Here is a 16,567-nt window from a genome sequence, read left to right as displayed (position 1 = left end):
GTCTGCGCACGAAGCTAAAGCTTATTGTTTAGTTTTATTTTTTCTTGTTCAAAGCTAAATCCATAAGATTTAGCGACATTATAAATATACACAGACCTTTCGTTTACACTTTAAAGTCCGCATTACGTATAGGTATTGTTGTGTTTAGTACTTTTTTTACCCGCCGAAATTCTCAATTTTTAAGTCTCTCCGCATTTCCGAAACAATTCGGTCTTCAATTTCTTTAAAGGGTTCATTTGAAGTGAGTTTATTCCCTGCCTGAAAAAATTTGTCTAAATATTCCGAATCCGTATTTGCTATGTGTCTATAAAAATTATCAAAAACATCTTGAAATTCTGTACGTAGTTTATTTAGGTCCGTTAACATAGCATCAGAAAGAAAAGGCTGGTTTATAGATGCAAATTGAATGTAGGCATTAATTTTCTCCATAATTGCGTTTCCATCTTCTTTTACTCCAACGTACTGAAACCGACTTAATTCTTTTTTCAAAGTATAAGTCCGTTCCAAAAGTTCTCTATAAATATTTACCTTTTCTTTGAAAATCCCACCGTACGCAATTTTATTTTTTTCCAAAGATTTGTCAACTCGACCCTTAATCCATATGTAGAATACTAGGTTTCCAATTATGGTGATTATTGCTGGCAAAATTTTCTCAATCATTTGATTTTTTTTAGTATTAAACACAACTATCGTATATATGCACAATTGCACATATTTCATCTATAAAAGTAATCTAATTCCCACCCACTTATAAAAAGACCTATCAACAGTTATTAACAGGCATTTGTGTGTTTAAACTTAGAACTATGCTTACCACCATACCACAAAGAACTTTTCAAGCGTATTGTTTTTCTTCATCCAAACCAAGGGTGCACTGTTGTTATTTAAGCGTTCTGTAATAGCAATAGCAATTTCTTCATGTGAGCGCCATGCTACGGTGTCCATAGGGTTCAATACCCATTCGCTTTTGGTAGGGATATAGAATGTATGTGGTGTAAAGTCAGCCGTATAAAATGCTGCCAAGCGTAACCAATAGCCTATAATACAATTTTTGTTTAACGGTGCTAAAGATAATGCCTTACTAGCGTAAGGTTGAAATAACTGGGCTTTATAGCAAACTTGCTGCGTCATGTTTTCGGTATCAATTCCTTTTTCCAACAATGCGGAGCGACCAATAGGCGTGTGAATCAATGAAAATTGGTTGTTTTTTATCTTTTCTAGCTTGGCATAAAAGGCATCGCGTCGGTTAGGACCTACGAGTTGGTGTATGGGTTCTTTGATATCGGTGTCAATCAGATAGAATTTATAGGTCAATTCTATGTGAATTAGCTGCTTTGTAGCAGTTTCCTGAACAATAAAATCTATTTCACCAATAGTTCGTTTTTCTTCCCGTATGGGCATATTGTGTAGGAGTACATCATACGCATTACTAGCCTCTAACAACTGTTTGAACACAAATTCCATTTGATGTCCCAGTCGTAATTTCTCCGGTATTTCACTTACCACAAAACTGTCTACATCCACATCAGGAAACTGAAACTGAGATACGCCAAACTGCACACCTTCCCAAAGTGGTGGAGTGCTTAAAAAGCCTTGTATCTGTTTGATGGTTAAAGCTTGTTGGTCGATGGTTTAACTTTTTAGTTGTTGGTGCTTGGTTGTCCGTTGTTTGTAAATAGTGTTGCTAAATACCGGTAACTGAGCGTAGCCGAAGTTACTTTTTTAAAACGCTACGCGCAAAACGTTGCATGTTAAACGCTATACGCTTTGCGCCGGTCGCTTTTCGCTACGCCATTGGTATTCGCAAAGCGCCAAGTATAAAACTAACAACTATCAACAATCAACCGACAACCAGCAACCAACAACCAACAACCAACAACCAATAACCAAACTTAAACAACAACGTTAACATTTCCCAAAAGCCGTGGGCATCCAAGGTAAAAGTGTTAATTTTATAGTATGGCTATGAATGAAAGAAAAGGGTTTCGCTTTGAAACATACGAAGCACCCGAACAATCGATTTTTGATAAGTTTTTTGATATTTTTCAAGAGCTGATCACACATACTTCTGGCGATTTTGACGAAGCCATAGACTGGTTACGTGAGCTAGACAAGGAATATGAACTGACTACCGAAGATTACACCATTGACGATTTTATTAAAGATTTAAAGGCGAAAGGGTACATACGCGAAGAATTTAAGGATGGCGGTGGCGACGTTGAAGATGGGGAAGAAGGTTCTGGCGGAGGAGATATTTCCATAACCGCAAAAATGGAACGTATTATTCGTCAGCGTGCATTGGACCAAATTTTTGGCAAGTTAAAACGTAGTGGTGCAGGTAACCATAAAACAGGCAAATCCGGGCAAGGAGATGAGCACACGGGAGACCTTAGGGAATACCGGTACGGCGATGGTCTAGAAAACATATCTATGACCGAGAGTCTTAAGAACGCCCAAATTAATCACGGTGTGGGCAGTTTTCAATTGAGCGAAAATGATCTGGTAGTAGAAGATACCCAGCATAAGGCGCAAATGAGCACCATTCTTATGATCGATATAAGCCATAGTATGATCCTGTATGGCGAAGACCGTATTACGCCCGCCAAAAAAGTTGCTATGGCATTGGCGGAATTGATTACCACCAGATACCCAAAAGACACGTTAGATATTTTGGTTTTTGGTAATGATGCCTGGCCCATACCCATTAAAGATTTACCATACTTAAAAGTAGGTCCGTATCACACTAATACCGTTGCCGGATTACAATTGGCCATGGATATGCTGCGCAGAAAGCGTAATACCAATAAACAGATTTTTATGATTACCGATGGTAAGCCAAGTTGTTTGCGCATGCCAGACGGTACGTATTATAAAAACAGTGTGGGGCTAGATGATTTTATTGTGGAAAAATGCTACAATATGGCGCGACAGGCACGAAAATTACATATACCTATTACCACATTTATGATTGCCCAGGACCCGTATCTTATGCAGTTTATTCGCCATTTTACGGAAGCCAACAAGGGCAAGGCATTTTTCACGGGATTAAAAGGGTTGGGTGAAATGATATTTGAAGATTACGAAGCAAACAGAAAAAAAAGATTGAAATAAGACCAAAGGAATACTATGAAATTAGATTATAAAAATATACATACGTTGGGAGCCTTAAAAGCTGCCGGATACCAAACCAAAAGTGTAAAAGATGAGTTGCGAGACAACCTTATCGATAAAATAAAAAAGGGAGAAGATGCCTTTACCGGTGTTTGGGGCTATGAAGACTCGGTTATTCCAGAATTGGAGCGCGCCATATTATCTAGACATAACATTAATTTATTGGGACTTCGTGGTCAGGCAAAAACACGTTTGGCGCATTTAATGGTAAATCTGTTAGATGAATATATTCCCGTTGTAGCAGGTTCTGAAATTAATGACGACCCCATGAAGCCCATGTCTAGATTTGCCATGGAACTGATCAAAGAAAAAGGTGATGATACCCCAATTTCGTGGTTGCATAAAAGTGAGCGTTTTGCAGAAAAATTGGCAACGCCAGATGTTACGGTGGCGGATTTAATTGGTGATGTAGATCCTATAAAAGCGGCAAACCTAAAATTATCTTATGCAGATGATAGGGTAATTCACTTTGGGATGATTCCACGTGCCAATCGCTGTATATTCGTAATCAACGAGTTGCCCGATCTACAGGCACGTATTCAGGTATCTTTGTTCAATATTCTGGAGGAAGGTGATATCCAGATCAGGGGATTCAAACTGAGATTGCCTTTGGATATTCAATTCGTATTTACGGCAAACCCTGAAGATTACACTAATAGAGGTAGTATTGTAACTCCGCTAAAAGATAGAATTGGGTCGCAAATACTAACGCATTATCCTGATGATATTGAAATAGCTAGAAAAATTACCGAACAAGAAGCCAAGCTTGATGCCCGCCAAACCGATGCTGTTTACGTTCCGGATCTTGCAAAAGACCTTTTGGAACAAGTGATTTTTGAAGCACGGGACAGTGAGTATGTAGATGCCAAAAGTGGGGTGAGTGCACGTACGAGCATTACGGCTTTTGAAAACTTATTGAGTACTGCAGAGCGCAGGTCTTTATTGTACGGTGGTGACCATACCATGGTACGTTTAAGCGATTTCTTAGGAATTGTACCTGCCATTACAGGAAAAATAGAATTGGTATATGAAGGAGAGCAGGAGGGAGCGGATGTTGTTGCCGGTATTCTTATAGATGATGCTGTAAAAACATTATTTCCCAAGTATTTTCCAAAAATCAATAAGCTAGAGCGTAAAGACGAAGAAACCGTTTATGATGAACTGTTGCACTGGTTTTTTCAAGGCGAAGGTTTTGAATTGATGGACGATTTTACCGATGAGGAATACAAACGTGCATTAGATAGTATTCCCGCATTAAACCAATTGATGAAAGATCATCAGCCAGATTTTGATGCTAAAGATGCCTATTTCTTAAAAGAGTTGTTATTATGGGGATTGGTGTCCTACAAAAAATTGAACAAACAACGCTTTACAGATGGGTATGAGTTTAAAGACCTGTACAGTAGTTTCTTGAAAGGAATTTAAAAAAACATATAAAATAGAAAAGCCCGTTCAAATTTGAACGGGCTTTTTTTATGCTAAAAATGAGTTTGTTATTCTATTACCCAAATATCGTTAAAATAATCACGATCGTTAGGCGAAGGACCTATTTTAAATCCGCCCATGATATAAAGTTTGTCTTCAAAACTAACTGAAGCATGGTCTAATCTTCCTTCATAATTTTCGTTAGTTTCTAATTGTTGCCAAGTAGCCCCATCAGCACTAAACCATACATCGTTAAAAGAAGTTATTTGTTGTTCACCTGTCATATCATTAGAAGTTACTTGCCAACCACCTGTAACCCATATTTTATTATCAAAGGCAGTGGCTGTATGCGCTTCTCTTGGATCAAATATTGAAGAAGTTTCTACTTTAGTCCAGTTAATACCATCTACAGAAGAATAAACTTCATTAGAATAGCCAGGCACAAAATCACTTGAAACACCGCCGCCTCCAATAAGGTAAATTACACCATTTAACACGGTTATAGTATGGTTTGCTCTTGGAGAAAATTGTGCATTTGCCGTTTCTTGAGTCCATTCTATACCATCTGAAGAAGACCATACATCGTTGTAACTTTGATATTGATTATCTCTACCACCAACAATCCACATTTTATTGTTAAAAACGAAACTAGCATGCCCTTCTCTAGTATCGAAGCCTAAATCAGAGGTTGTGCGTACCCAATCAATTCCGTTAGTAGAAGACCAAACATCATTAAAAAAGCCTGAAATTGCCCATAATTTATTATCAAAGACTAAAGAAGTATGCCCTTTTTTAGGCAAACCAAAAGGTGTTTCGGCTACCAAAGTCCAGTTTTCACCATCTTCTGAAGACCAAACATCACCTAAATTATAGTTTTCATCAGATCCTCCAATTAACCATAATTTTCCATTGAACTCAACAACAGTATGTTTATCTCTAGCGGTAAATGAAGTATTGCTTTCAACCGCTGAAGCAGAAAAAACGATACCCGAAGTTGTAAGACTAAAAATACTATTACTTGAAGTTTCGGCATTATTTTCATCTTTAGCAACAACGTTCCAATAATATGTGCTTTCTCTATCTAGTGCATCTACAACAGTAAATGTTGTTTCTGTAAGATTTTCAGCAATTTTGGTTTGTGGTACCATTTCTGTATCTAAGTAAATGTCATAAGTAACATCATCATTATCTATATCGGCACTTGCTTCCCATGTTAAAGTAGGGGTTCTAGAGGTATTTGCTGATTCGTTTTCAATAGTAAGTAAGTTAAACGGATCTGGAGCGCTATTTTCAGTCTCTTCAGTTTCTTCTGTTGTTGGTTCTTCGGTAACCGGATCTTCAGGTTCATTGACCATGTCGTCATTAGAACATGATTGAATAAAGAAGGCTGATATTGAAATAAATAGTAAGTTTTTTAAGTTCATTTGTAAGGTGTTTAAGGTTTACCTATAACCCAATTAAAAAACAAATATTGTAAAGTGAAATAGAAATGTATTGCAGTAAATAAACCGGTCTTTTTATTAATTACTACCAGAAAAAAAATAGTTATTCAAGAACTATTGATTTTAAGATACTTACGAAAATAACATAAGTTATTTCTTACATTAAAAATTATTACCGTTTTTGCTTATTAAACCATTAACATATCTTTATGGTATAATTTAAATTAACCATTAATTAATCTAAGTATTATTATGAAAAAAACTCTGATGTATTTATCAGTTGCAGCGCTGTTATTTTCTTGTACCAAAACCGAAGAAGTAGAGGTAGAAAGAATCGTTGAAAGAGAGGTGGAAGTTGAAACAATAGTTGAAGTACCTACACCAATAGATTTATCAAAAGTTTCCCTTGCCTCAAGTGCTACAATGACTACAGAGTCAGATGCTCAAGTTATTGTTATATCTGCGGCCATAGAAGCGGCACAGGAAGAAGATGTTACTATACAACTAAACTTTGCAGGTTCTGCAATTATAAATACGGACTATACGGTTAGCTCAAATGCAATTACAGTTACTGCGGGAGAATTGACCGGTACAACAGAACTTACTATTATATCTGATGGTGTTTTTGAAAGTGGAATGGAAAATATCGTTATTAGCTTAGCGGAACTATCCAATACCATTACACCTAGTGATAACGGTAGTTTTGTACAGATAGACATTACGGATGGAGAGGCCTTAATAGGTTTTGAAACTTCAACTGTAACCATAGAAGAAAACTCTTTTTATGTTATAGATGTTGTATTGAGCAAAGCTCTTAATGAAGATATTGTCGTTTATTATACTGCGGATACCGATAATAATAGATATGGTGTTAGCGGAAATGGCGAGTTGATTATTCCAGCAGGCCAGTTGTCAAGAGCTATTACGGTTGATGCCAATGATAGTGAGATTACCGCGGCAGGTAATAACAGTATTACAGTTTCTATTGACAGTGTTGAAAACGATGACGTTATTATAGGATCTAATTCAAGTATGGCTATTACAACTACCGAGATAAGTGAAGGGTTGCAGATTATAAGCACATGGTCTACCCAGAGCGATTTATTCGATCTTAGGGTTTACAATTCTAGTGGTACCCAAGTAGAGTCTTCTTCTTCAAGTAACCCAGGTAATGAAGATTTATTTATAGATAAGCAGGATTTTTCACCACTTGCAAACGGTACGTACACTATCTCATTATTTGCGTTTAACTTTGATGGTACTTCTCCAGAAACGGTAACCTTTAATTTTCTTGATGAAACAGGTAACACTTTTGGCGGAGCTTACACATTCGTAGCAAATAACAGGCCTGCCAATGATAGATTGCCGGTATTTGAATTGGAAGTTTTAGATGGCAATTACACTATTACTCAAATAAATACTTCTAACTAAGGATAATCCAGGTTGTTTTTTTAATAGCGACCTAATAATTAAGAAAGCCCTATCCAATAATTTTGGATAGGGCTTTTCCTTTTCATAGCAATAATTATAATCATTGTAATTGACATGCGGGCAACTTAAATATGAAAGAACTTCCTTCATAGGGTTTACTTAATACTATTATAGTAGTATCATGCAAGTCCATTATTTTTTTAACAATGGCCAGGCCAAGCCCTAATCCTTGTTTGGTAGTATTTTTATCTACTTGCTTATATCTGTCGAATATGAAAGGTTGATCGTTGACGGGGATTCCGGTACCGGTATCCGTAATATTTATTTCAATTTGTTTGCCCATCTTTACCAAGCTCAATGTTACCTTCCCCTTGGGTTCAGTATATTTTATGGCATTTTCTATTAAATTCTGCAGAGCTCTTTCTACCAATCCTATATCTGCATGCACCATACAATTTTCTTCAGGATTTTCTAATTGAAGATCTATCTGTTTTTGTTCTGCCAAAAGTCTGAATTTTGCAATTAGATCATGCGAAAGTTCAGTGATGGAAAAAGGCTCTTTAATTGGGGTTACTTGTTCCGCTTCTAATTTAGAATATTCAAATAATTGATTTATTAAACTTGAGAGCTTGTCTATATTATTATGGGTTATCTGTAAATATTCTGCTTTCTGATGCTCCGTAAGCGTTTCGTTTTTAATTTGCAGCGTTTCTATATATCCTTTTAATACGGCCAATGGTGTTCGTAAATCGTGTGAAACATTGGCGATTAATTCTCTACGCAGATTATCAACGGACTTCATCTTTTCCATGTTATCTACAATGGTATCTGCCATTTCATTAAAGGAAAGGGCCACTACTTCAATATCCGATTGTTCCGGATTCTCAATTCTAATATCTAGATCGCCTTCTTGAAATTTTCGTACCGTCTGCGTGATCAGTCTTAGATTTTTGGTCAAGAACCAGATGCTTAAAATACCGATCAGCGCAGCAAACAACATTGTCAATATTATAGCCCCAATACTTAGTTTTGTAAAATAGGAGCTAAATAAGCTTTCTTTTATAAGCGCCAGCTCTTTACCTGCAACGATGATATAAATGTATCCTTCATGACCGTCTATAGAAAACGGTGCCGCAGAAAATATGTTCTGTTCCTCTGGGTTTAACGGGTCGTCTCCCAAAATAAATTCTTGACCTTTTGTATCAATGTATTTTTTAATGGGCCCTAAAGAAACGGATTTCATAGGTTCGTTTTCATTATGCTCAAGAACTACGGAGTATAAGATATCGCCAGAATTGTTTAAAAGATAAACTTCTATACTGCGATTTACGGCCATCATATCATGCATAAGATCTCCAAAAAGCGCTTTGTTCACACTACCGTCCTCTAAGAATGGAGCTTCCTCTTGAAATTTCTCCTGTATAACATGTTCGGCAACATTGGCATTAATACGCTGAGTAATTGCCTGGTTATAATTAAGTGTTAGATAACCGGTAATAAAAATGTACGAAGCGCCCATTAATAGAATAAGAAAAATGAAGGCAATCCATAATTTCTTTATTAATTTAGGCGTAAGGGTTTTACCATTGTTTATCATGCCATTATTTCTTCATTAAATTTATAGCCAACGCCCCAGGTTGTTAAGATGTACGTAGGGTTTGCCATATCAGATTCTATTTTTGCGCGTAGTCTATTAATATGAGAATTTACGGTATGCTCATAACCTTCAAAATTATATCCCCATATAATATTCAGTAGTTCTGTTCTTGTATAGTTTCTGCCCGGGTTGGATGCCATCAATACAAGCAGTTCAAATTCTTTTGGAGATAGTTCTATTTTATAATCGCCCAAAACTACTTTACGTTTGTCAATATCTATTTTAAGTCCTTCGGCCAGGATAATAGAGGTATCCTCTTGTTTTTTTTCTACTTTATTGGTACGCCTTAATACTGCTTTGATCCTAGCCAATAACTCTCTAATACTAAAGGGTTTGGTCATATAATCATCCGCGCCTATTTCTAAACCTAAAACCCTGTCTATTTCTTCAGATTTTGCGGTAAGCATTATCACCGGCGTGTTTTTGGTAGCACGTAATTTTCTACACACTTCAACACCATCCAAACCTGGTAAAGTAAGGTCTAACAGAATTAATTCAAAATCATTCTCCAAGGCTAATCGTAAGCCTTCATTGCCATCCATGGCCATGGTTGTCTCATAGCTAACATCAGAAAGATGTAGTTCTAACAATTTAATGATTTCAGGATCGTCCTCAATAATTAATATACGCTTCATAGTCAAATACGAATAAAGAAAAAAAGTATCACAGAAAAATCACATCGGTGATAAAATCGTTTGGTAAAAGGTTTTACTTGCTAATTAGGTCGTATAATAATTTGATAATTACATGGTCATTAGTTTATTATTTACTTTTTGTATGGATTTATAATAGCCTAATCAACAATAAACAAGCAAAAAAAAACCTCGATAATTTCTTATCGAGGTGTGCTAAATATTTTTGGTTCTTAGTTATTCCAGTGATCAACATGTTGGTTCATATCGTCAAATATATACGTACCTACCATTTCTTTTCTATAAACGACTGCTAGCAGCGTTACCAGTAGAAGAACAACATATAATGCCACTATTACAAAGCCGATCGGTAAAAACGTACTCGGTATCAAGTGATTTTCAAACTCAGAATAACTGGACAATACGATTAAAGTATCTACCAATTTATAGATGTATACCAATGAAATGCCATACAGCGCATATTCTAAAGTTCTCATTGGTGGGTCACTTAGTTCGTTTTCATTGATTTTAAACCATAGTACGTATAAAAAGACAAAGTGTACTACGGATAAAATAGGAAATATATAATTATCGATTTTAAAGAAATAAAATTTATTAGTGTAGAGGCCATAAAAACTAAAGACGTTCAGTAAAAAGAGCACCACAATTGACAGGATCAGCGTTCGCTTCCAAGTAAATAATCCTTTAATAGAATTCATATAGTTTGGTTTTTATGGGTTTAGGAGAACCATTATTTCATAGCAATTACGAGGAAGCTTTGGTATTAACTAAAACAATTCGATAAACGGTTAAGTTCGTTGTTCAATTCCTTGTTTGTAAAGAATCTTATAGGTTAATATTACTATTTTTTATACAATTTAACAATAAAAACCTTATCATTTAATTGTAGGGGTTTGTAGTGCCAATATCTCCATAAAAGTTTTATCGTGTACAATTCGTTGTTACCGTTTATCTGCTTATGTTTAATAAGTAATTACATTTACATAATGAAGAAACAGCGCTTTTGTTATTTGGTACGGTTGCAATATTTGGGTTTTAGGTTCAATGGTTGGCAAGAACAGCCAAAGCTTAAAACAGTTGTTGGTATGCTGAACAAAACGTTTACTTTTCTATATCCAAATGCTCCTTTTAAAATTTTGGGTGCCGGTAGAACAGATGCCAAAGTTTCTTCTCTTGCCGGTGCTTTTGAACTTTTTGTAGAAAATCCCATTTTAGATTTGGACTTTTTTTTAATAGAATTCAATAAAAATTTACCTTCGGATATTCGGTTGCTTTCTATAGAACCTGTTGATTCAAACTTTAATATTATTAAGAGTAGTAAAACAAAAGAGTATCATTATTTTTTTTCTTTTGGATGCAAAAATCACCCGTTTAGTGCTCCTTTTATAACGAATTATTTAGATGAGCTTGATTTAGGGTTAATGAAGCAGGGAGCCGCTATGTTTGCTGGAACACATGACTTTAGCGTATATACAGCTTCATTGAAACCTAATACCATTACCATGCGCAAGGTTGATTCCTGTGCCATTGTTGCGAACGATATTTTAACGGCGAATTTTTTCCCTGAAAAGAGTTACGTATTAAAAATTATTGGGAATGGTTTTATGAGATATCAAATCCGTATGATTATGGGGGCTTTGGTACAGCTTGGCAAGCATGAACTTACGTTAGAACTGATAAAAGAGTCCTTGGTAACCGGCGCTACGCATAAACTAAATACGATTGCACCGGGATCTGGATTAATGTTAAACCAATTGCACTTCAATAAATAGAACGTAGTTTTAATATATTTATAAAAAATTGTTCATGGCTACAAACAAGAAGCTCAACTTCCCAAAAAGAAAAAAAAAGAAATCCCGACAGCAGAATAAATTAGGTAAAGCCCCCGGAACTATAAGTTATATGGGCGATAAGGAGCGTAGCGATAGTGTAATATATAGCACCACCTATAATGCCGAAGGATTTGAAACCAAAGAATTTGAAAATTTAGAGCAATTTTTTAAAGAGGAGCGTGCGGATAAAATTACTTGGGTCAATGTAATAGGTATTTCAGATGAGCCTTTCATTGAAAAACTTGGTAAGCATTTTAACCTTAACCCTTTAGTCCTTGAAGATATTGTTAACACTGAACAACGCCCCAAAATAGATGAATACGATGATTATATTTTTGGCATATTTAGAATGCTATATATCTCTGAAGAAGATGAAATTATTGGAGAGCATATTGCTATAGTTTTACACGAAAATACGGTACTGGTTTTCCAAGAGGTAAAGGCAGATGTTTTCAATGGTCTCAGGGAACGAATAACCGGTAAGTTAGGTCGTATAAGAACTAGAGGGGCAGATTATCTATTTTTTGCCTTACTTGACGCTATAGTGGATAATTATTTTTTGGCCATTGAAAACCTAAATAATAGAATAGAGAATTTGGAAGAAGAGGTCTGCCAGAACCCAGAGCCAATAGTAGCCCAAAACATTCAACAATTAAAGAAAGAGATTTTAAAAATAAGACGATGGATCTATCCTGTAAAAGAATTGATCAGCAGACTTATAGACTCTGAAAATCCGAAGATTACTAAAGACACCAAATTATTCTTACGTGATGTTTTGGACCATGCCATAGAGATTAATGAAAGTTTACAGATTTACCGAGAAATGTCTATGAGTTTAATGGAAATGTATATGAGTAATATGAGCAATAAAATGAACGAGGTAATGAAGGTGTTGACCATAATGGCTTCCATTTTTATTCCTTTGACATTTATTGCGGGAATTTATGGTATGAACTTTGATCATATGCCAGAACTTCATTACAAATATGGCTACTATATTGTTTGGGTGGTAATGATCTTATTATTCATTGGAATGATGTTTTATTTCAAAAAGAAAAAATGGTTATAAGCCATATACCAAAAGAACTTATAGATTTCCATCATTTTGCTTAAAAACTAAATCCATTAAATTTTAATTTTTATGGGTCAGTGATTTTTTCTGTTTTCATATATCTTGCTGATATCTAAATTATTAGATATGAGTGGTTTAATATCAAGTTTATATTGAACCTATAATTAATTTAAAATTTTATATATGAAAATTAGAACTATGTATATGTCAATTGCAGGATTGTTGTTATTAACGGGAACTGTAATGGCACAAGAGGAAAATCAAGAAGTATTAGATACTAAAATTTCAAAATCTTATACGGTAAATGACGGTAAAAAACTGGTAAAGAATACCGTGGAGATTACTACAAAACGATTAAATACCATAGAGCGTTCAAAAGATGACAAGGGAAAAGTAGATCAGGATAGGGTAGTGGATAGCGTTGCTACCATTATTAAAACGGTAAATATAGATAACGACGATGACGATGCCTTTGATGAAAAAATCGTATTTAGTTATGAATCTAAAACACCAGAAGATTTTGTTTTGGTCTCCAAGAATGATGAACTAGTTGTTGCAATGAACGAAGGGGATAATTTAAAGGTTGTTGAAAATATCAACTTAAAGAGTAAGGAAACGATGAACAATAAAACAACATATGTTTTTACCAACGAACATGGTGAAAACTTGGAATTTTTGGTTGAAGAATATAGTAAGCCAAATGAAACAGAGATGTTAGAAAAATAAACTTACCTAACAGGAGACAAAAAAGAGCCGTAATAACGGCTCTTTTTTTGTTTCATTGTGATTTAAAAAAAATTAATCAAACAAGTTTGATGACAGGTAACGATCGCCGCGATCGCACACTATTGAAACAATAACCCCGTGGTCTAGCTCTTGAGCTAAACGTAACGCTACGGTAGCTGCACCGCCACTACTCATACCTGAAAAAATACCTTCTTCTTTAGCCAATTTTCTGGCCATTTCCTTGGCTTCTATTTCATTGACCTCCATTATGCGATCAACTTTTTTTGCATCGAATATTTTTGGCAAGTATTCTTGTGGCCATTTTCTAATGCCTGGAATACTGGCATTATCGCTAGGCTGCACACCTACAATTTTAATATCGCTATTTTTTTCTTTTAGATAAGTAGATGTACCCATGATAGTGCCCGTAGTACCCATGGCAGAAACAAAATGGGTGACTTTGCCATCTGTATCGTTCCATATTTCCGGTCCGGTGGTTTTATAATGTGCTTTCCAATTATTGGGGTTACCAAACTGGTTCATCATTATATACCCTTCATTTGTAACTTTACTTTCGGCATAATCGCGAGCTCCTTCAATACCTACATCAGAAGGTGTCAAGGTAACTTTGGCGCCATATGCCCTCATTGTCTGTACACGTTCTATGGTAGAGTTCTCTGGCATTACCAATTCTATGTCAAGACCATATATACCGGCAATCATAGCAAGGGCTATACCTGTGTTGCCACTGGTGGCCTCAATTAACTTGTCTTTGGAAGTAAAATCGCCATTATCGTAACCGGTTTTGATCATGTTATAGGCAGCACGGTCTTTAACACTACCACCAGGATTATGGCCTTCCATTTTAAAATAGACAGCTACATTGGGGTTGGTATTTAACACTCTTGATTTTACTAATGGCGTGTTACCGATCAGTGATACTAAAGAATTAGACATTGGGTAATGTTTTTATTTTAATTTCAGGTGTATGAAAAACTGTTGAATGTGGTGGTACAGATGCGGTAATCCACGCGTTACCACCAATTACGCTATTTGCGCCAATGATAGTCTCACCACCTAAAATGGTGGCATTGGCGTAAATGGTTACATTATTCTCTATAGTAGGGTGTCGTTTGGTCTGCTGTAAGTTTTTGGCAACAAAAAGTCCGCCTAGCGTTACACCTTGGTATATTTTTACATCATTCTTTATAATGGCGGTTTCACCTATAACGACACCGGTGCCGTGATCTATGTGAAAAGACTTTCCGATTTGTGCGCCTGGGTTAATGTCAACGCCTGTTTGTCTATGCGCATACTCTGTCATTAAACGGGGTACTAAAGGAAATCCTGTTTTATACAGTTCATGCGCTAGTCTGTATACCGAAATAGCATAAAAACCAGGGTAAGCCATATAAACTTCTTCAATAGATAAAGAAGCGGGATCACAATTTACGGTTGCCTCTGCATCTAAATTTAAACTTTCTAGTACCAAGGGTAATTTTTCTACATAATTTTCCCAAACCTTTTTACAAGGTTTATCACTTTCCCAACACGCCAGGTCTACCAATTCATCAAATTGTTTTTCTAGCGCATCTAGACTTTCTGCAACCGGCGTTTCAATATCAAAGAGCATATAAAAAAGAAGGTCTGTAAATTTTTCGGTATTCTTTTTTAAGCGAAATCTTAAATTCGGTTGTTTTTTGTGGGTATTAATCTTTTCGATTATAGATCGATGGTCCATGGGTCTTCATTAGTTCATCAAAATTAACCAAATAAGTAAAAGTACTTCTCATCTAATGGTTAACTTTAGCTTAAAATCACAACAGTTGAGTCGAATGTTAGAAACGAATATTACAAAAAGTACTTTTCAATTTTTAAATAAACTAAAGAATAACAATAATAGGGAGTGGTTCACCGAACATAAGGCTGAATTTAAAGCTGAAGAAACTAAGGTGAAAAGTTTTTTTAATTACATGCTTGACAACCTTAAAAAACATGATGAAATTGAAAGATTAAAAATTTTCAGAATTTATAGGGATGTACGTTTTTCTAAAAATAAAACACCCTATAAGACGCATTTTTCAGCCTCTTTTACTAGAGCTGGAAAACATAGAAGAGGCGGTTATTATTTGCAGATTGCGCCAGGAAATAGCTTTATTGCAACCGGATTCTGGAATCCTGAAAAAGAGGATTTGCTTCGTATAAGAAAAGAGTGGGAGATAGATACGGCAGAGTTGACCAATGTAATTAACGATAAAAAATTTAAATCTATTTGGGGAGAATTGGTTGGCGATGAATTAAAAACTGCACCAAAAGGATTTGACAAGGAGGATTCCAACATTAAATTTATACGTAAGAAGCAATTCATTTTCGTTAAGAATTTTACGGACAAAGAGGTATTGTCCGCCGATTTTGCAGCTATGGTAAATGAAAGCTTTATAGCTATACGCCCTTACTTTGATCTTATGAGTTCTATTTTGACCACTAATTTAAATGGCGAGTCTTTATTGGACTAACTCATAGATATCAAAATATTGAATTTGATCCTGAATTCTTTTTATTACCATGTTCATCATTCTTTTATTTAGGGCAGAAGAGTTTTTAATATATAGTTCATATTCTTCTACCGTAAATTGACCAATGATCATTCCTTTTAAAGAATTTCTGAATTTAACGTCTTTTTGAATGGCTTTGGTAACGTAGTCTAAACGTTTTTCAAGTTTTAGCTCGTAAAACGTATTTTTCATTTTTTTAATGTAATTCTGAAAAGATGCTAGAAATAAATCGTTCTGTAGTTTTAATATGGGCCGTAACGTCTGGTTTTGAAAACGTTCATCATCACTCATATTGGGCATTATTTTGGCAGAGGCAATTAAAGGGCGAATAGATTGCAATTTCTGTGTCCTGTCCATTATATTTTAATTTTGCTCGTTGACCGAGATTTATGTTTTTTGATGTATGATCGCTCTATTAATGAAGCTTTCAATTCAATTTTTCGGGTTTATTCCAAAGTTGCTTTTCTAAAGGTACGTATTAGATAAAATTGAAATTTAAATGGTGTAATTAGTTTTTAACCTGTTATAAACAATTGGTCCATTATGTCGGTAATCAAAATAAATAGCATAGAATTAGGGTTCTAATAATTCTGTTGCACAACA

16 protein-coding genes are annotated in these 16,567 nt (G+C 35.3%); 7 read left to right on the top strand and 9 right to left on the bottom strand.

Annotated features, from left to right (window positions below):
* Positions 1–156 precede the first annotated feature (156 nt).
* Positions 157–660 carry a hypothetical protein gene (locus PXC01_RS12300; RefSeq protein ID WP_276472588.1) on the bottom strand — a complete coding sequence of 168 codons (504 nt, stop codon included), beginning with the start codon at positions 658–660 and terminating at the stop codon, positions 157–159.
* Between the two features lie 150 nt (positions 661–810).
* Entirely contained in the window at positions 811–1,560 is a 750-nt protein-coding gene (locus tag PXC01_RS12295; RefSeq protein ID WP_276472587.1) for a DUF1853 family protein, read from the bottom strand.
* 399 nt (positions 1,561–1,959) lie between these two features.
* Here PXC01_RS12295 and PXC01_RS12290 point away from each other — a divergent pair, with 399 nt between their 5' ends.
* Together PXC01_RS12290 and PXC01_RS12285 are read left to right on the top strand one after the other, a co-directional pair.
* Positions 1,960–3,111 (top strand): vWA domain-containing protein, encoded by a 1,152-nt coding sequence (locus PXC01_RS12290; RefSeq protein ID WP_276472586.1) that lies wholly within the window; start codon positions 1,960–1,962, stop codon positions 3,109–3,111.
* A gap of 15 nt (positions 3,112–3,126) precedes the next feature.
* A complete protein-coding gene (locus PXC01_RS12285) occupies positions 3,127–4,596 on the top strand; it encodes a MoxR family ATPase (RefSeq protein ID WP_276472585.1) in 1,470 nt (489 codons plus the stop codon).
* A 68-nt stretch (positions 4,597–4,664) separates the two neighbouring features.
* On the opposite strand, the gene PXC01_RS12280 is transcribed toward PXC01_RS12285, so the two are convergent.
* Entirely contained in the window at positions 4,665–6,020 is a 1,356-nt protein-coding gene (locus PXC01_RS12280; protein WP_276472584.1) for a DUF6242 domain-containing protein, read from the bottom strand.
* 270 nt (positions 6,021–6,290) lie between these two features.
* Between PXC01_RS12280 and PXC01_RS12275 the strand changes: the two genes are divergently transcribed.
* Positions 6,291–7,469, top strand: a complete 1,179-nt coding sequence (locus PXC01_RS12275; RefSeq protein WP_276472583.1) for a Calx-beta domain-containing protein — start codon at positions 6,291–6,293, stop codon at positions 7,467–7,469.
* 100 nt (positions 7,470–7,569) lie between these two features.
* On the opposite strand, the gene PXC01_RS12270 is transcribed toward PXC01_RS12275, so the two are convergent.
* The 3 genes from PXC01_RS12270 to PXC01_RS12260 all read right to left on the bottom strand — a co-directional run bounded on the left by PXC01_RS12270 (position 7,570) and on the right by PXC01_RS12260 (position 10,477).
* Positions 7,570–9,066, bottom strand: a complete 1,497-nt coding sequence (locus tag PXC01_RS12270) for a sensor histidine kinase (RefSeq protein WP_276472582.1) — start codon at positions 9,064–9,066, stop codon at positions 7,570–7,572.
* On the bottom strand, positions 9,063–9,761 hold the full coding sequence (locus PXC01_RS12265; protein ID WP_276472581.1) for a response regulator transcription factor: 699 nt from the start codon (positions 9,759–9,761) through the stop codon (positions 9,063–9,065). The genes PXC01_RS12270 and PXC01_RS12265 overlap by 4 nt, the downstream gene beginning before the upstream one ends.
* A gap of 230 nt (positions 9,762–9,991) precedes the next feature.
* Positions 9,992–10,477, bottom strand: coding sequence for a hypothetical protein (locus PXC01_RS12260; protein ID WP_276472580.1), 486 nt, complete (start codon positions 10,475–10,477; stop codon positions 9,992–9,994).
* A gap of 288 nt (positions 10,478–10,765) precedes the next feature.
* Between PXC01_RS12260 and PXC01_RS12255 the strand changes: the two genes are divergently transcribed.
* The 3 genes from PXC01_RS12255 to PXC01_RS12245 all read left to right on the top strand — a co-directional run bounded on the left by PXC01_RS12255 (position 10,766) and on the right by PXC01_RS12245 (position 13,409).
* Positions 10,766–11,551 carry a tRNA pseudouridine synthase A gene (locus PXC01_RS12255; protein ID WP_276472579.1) on the top strand — a complete coding sequence of 262 codons (786 nt, stop codon included), beginning with the start codon at positions 10,766–10,768 and terminating at the stop codon, positions 11,549–11,551.
* 34 nt (positions 11,552–11,585) lie between these two features.
* Complete coding sequence (gene corA, locus PXC01_RS12250) at positions 11,586–12,680, top strand: magnesium/cobalt transporter CorA (protein WP_276472578.1); 1,095 nt, start codon at positions 11,586–11,588, stop codon at positions 12,678–12,680.
* A gap of 186 nt (positions 12,681–12,866) precedes the next feature.
* Complete coding sequence (locus PXC01_RS12245) at positions 12,867–13,409, top strand: hypothetical protein (protein ID WP_276472577.1); 543 nt, start codon at positions 12,867–12,869, stop codon at positions 13,407–13,409.
* A gap of 72 nt (positions 13,410–13,481) precedes the next feature.
* On the opposite strand, the gene cysM is transcribed toward PXC01_RS12245, so the two are convergent.
* Positions 13,482–14,366, bottom strand: a complete 885-nt coding sequence (cysM, locus tag PXC01_RS12240; RefSeq protein WP_276472576.1) for a cysteine synthase CysM — start codon at positions 14,364–14,366, stop codon at positions 13,482–13,484.
* A complete protein-coding gene (gene epsC / locus PXC01_RS12235) occupies positions 14,359–15,150 on the bottom strand; it encodes a serine O-acetyltransferase EpsC (RefSeq protein ID WP_276472575.1) in 792 nt (263 codons plus the stop codon). Before epsC ends, cysM begins: the two co-directional genes overlap by 8 nt.
* Before the next feature lie 94 nt (positions 15,151–15,244).
* On the opposite strand from epsC, the gene PXC01_RS12230 reads away from it, so the two are divergent.
* Positions 15,245–15,925 (top strand): DUF2461 domain-containing protein, encoded by a 681-nt coding sequence (locus tag PXC01_RS12230; RefSeq protein WP_276472574.1) that lies wholly within the window; start codon positions 15,245–15,247, stop codon positions 15,923–15,925.
* On the opposite strand, the gene PXC01_RS12225 is transcribed toward PXC01_RS12230, so the two are convergent.
* Complete coding sequence (locus PXC01_RS12225) at positions 15,914–16,324, bottom strand: glyoxalase (protein ID WP_420828591.1); 411 nt, start codon at positions 16,322–16,324, stop codon at positions 15,914–15,916. The genes PXC01_RS12230 and PXC01_RS12225 overlap by 12 nt on opposite strands.
* Between the last annotated feature and the right edge of the window lie 243 nt (positions 16,325–16,567).

Source organism: Maribacter huludaoensis (assembly GCF_029350945.1).
Lineage (GTDB): Bacteria > Bacteroidota > Bacteroidia > Flavobacteriales > Flavobacteriaceae > Maribacter > Maribacter huludaoensis.
This window is presented reverse-complemented; position numbering and strand designations above follow the sequence as displayed.

What these genes read in the sequence shown, in the direction of transcription:
- PXC01_RS12300 (WP_276472588.1), bottom strand. Translation starts at nt 660, where the DNA reads ATGATTGAGAAAATTTTGCCAGCAATAATCACCATAATTGGAAACCTA.
- PXC01_RS12290 (WP_276472586.1), top strand. Translation starts at nt 1,960, where the DNA reads ATGGCTATGAATGAAAGAAAAGGGTTTCGCTTTGAAACATACGAAGCA.
- PXC01_RS12285 (WP_276472585.1), top strand. Translation starts at nt 3,127, where the DNA reads ATGAAATTAGATTATAAAAATATACATACGTTGGGAGCCTTAAAAGCT.
- PXC01_RS12280 (WP_276472584.1), bottom strand. Translation starts at nt 6,020, where the DNA reads ATGAACTTAAAAAACTTACTATTTATTTCAATATCAGCCTTCTTTATT.
- PXC01_RS12275 (WP_276472583.1), top strand. Translation starts at nt 6,291, where the DNA reads ATGAAAAAAACTCTGATGTATTTATCAGTTGCAGCGCTGTTATTTTCT.
- PXC01_RS12270 (WP_276472582.1), bottom strand. Translation starts at nt 9,066, where the DNA reads ATGATAAACAATGGTAAAACCCTTACGCCTAAATTAATAAAGAAATTA.
- PXC01_RS12265 (WP_276472581.1), bottom strand. Translation starts at nt 9,761, where the DNA reads ATGAAGCGTATATTAATTATTGAGGACGATCCTGAAATCATTAAATTG.
- PXC01_RS12260 (WP_276472580.1), bottom strand. Translation starts at nt 10,477, where the DNA reads ATGAATTCTATTAAAGGATTATTTACTTGGAAGCGAACGCTGATCCTG.
- PXC01_RS12255 (WP_276472579.1), top strand. Translation starts at nt 10,766, where the DNA reads ATGAAGAAACAGCGCTTTTGTTATTTGGTACGGTTGCAATATTTGGGT.
- corA (WP_276472578.1), top strand. Translation starts at nt 11,586, where the DNA reads ATGGCTACAAACAAGAAGCTCAACTTCCCAAAAAGAAAAAAAAAGAAA.
- PXC01_RS12245 (WP_276472577.1), top strand. Translation starts at nt 12,867, where the DNA reads ATGAAAATTAGAACTATGTATATGTCAATTGCAGGATTGTTGTTATTA.
- cysM (WP_276472576.1), bottom strand. Translation starts at nt 14,366, where the DNA reads ATGTCTAATTCTTTAGTATCACTGATCGGTAACACGCCATTAGTAAAA.
- epsC (WP_276472575.1), bottom strand. Translation starts at nt 15,150, where the DNA reads ATGGACCATCGATCTATAATCGAAAAGATTAATACCCACAAAAAACAA.
- PXC01_RS12230 (WP_276472574.1), top strand. Translation starts at nt 15,245, where the DNA reads ATGTTAGAAACGAATATTACAAAAAGTACTTTTCAATTTTTAAATAAA.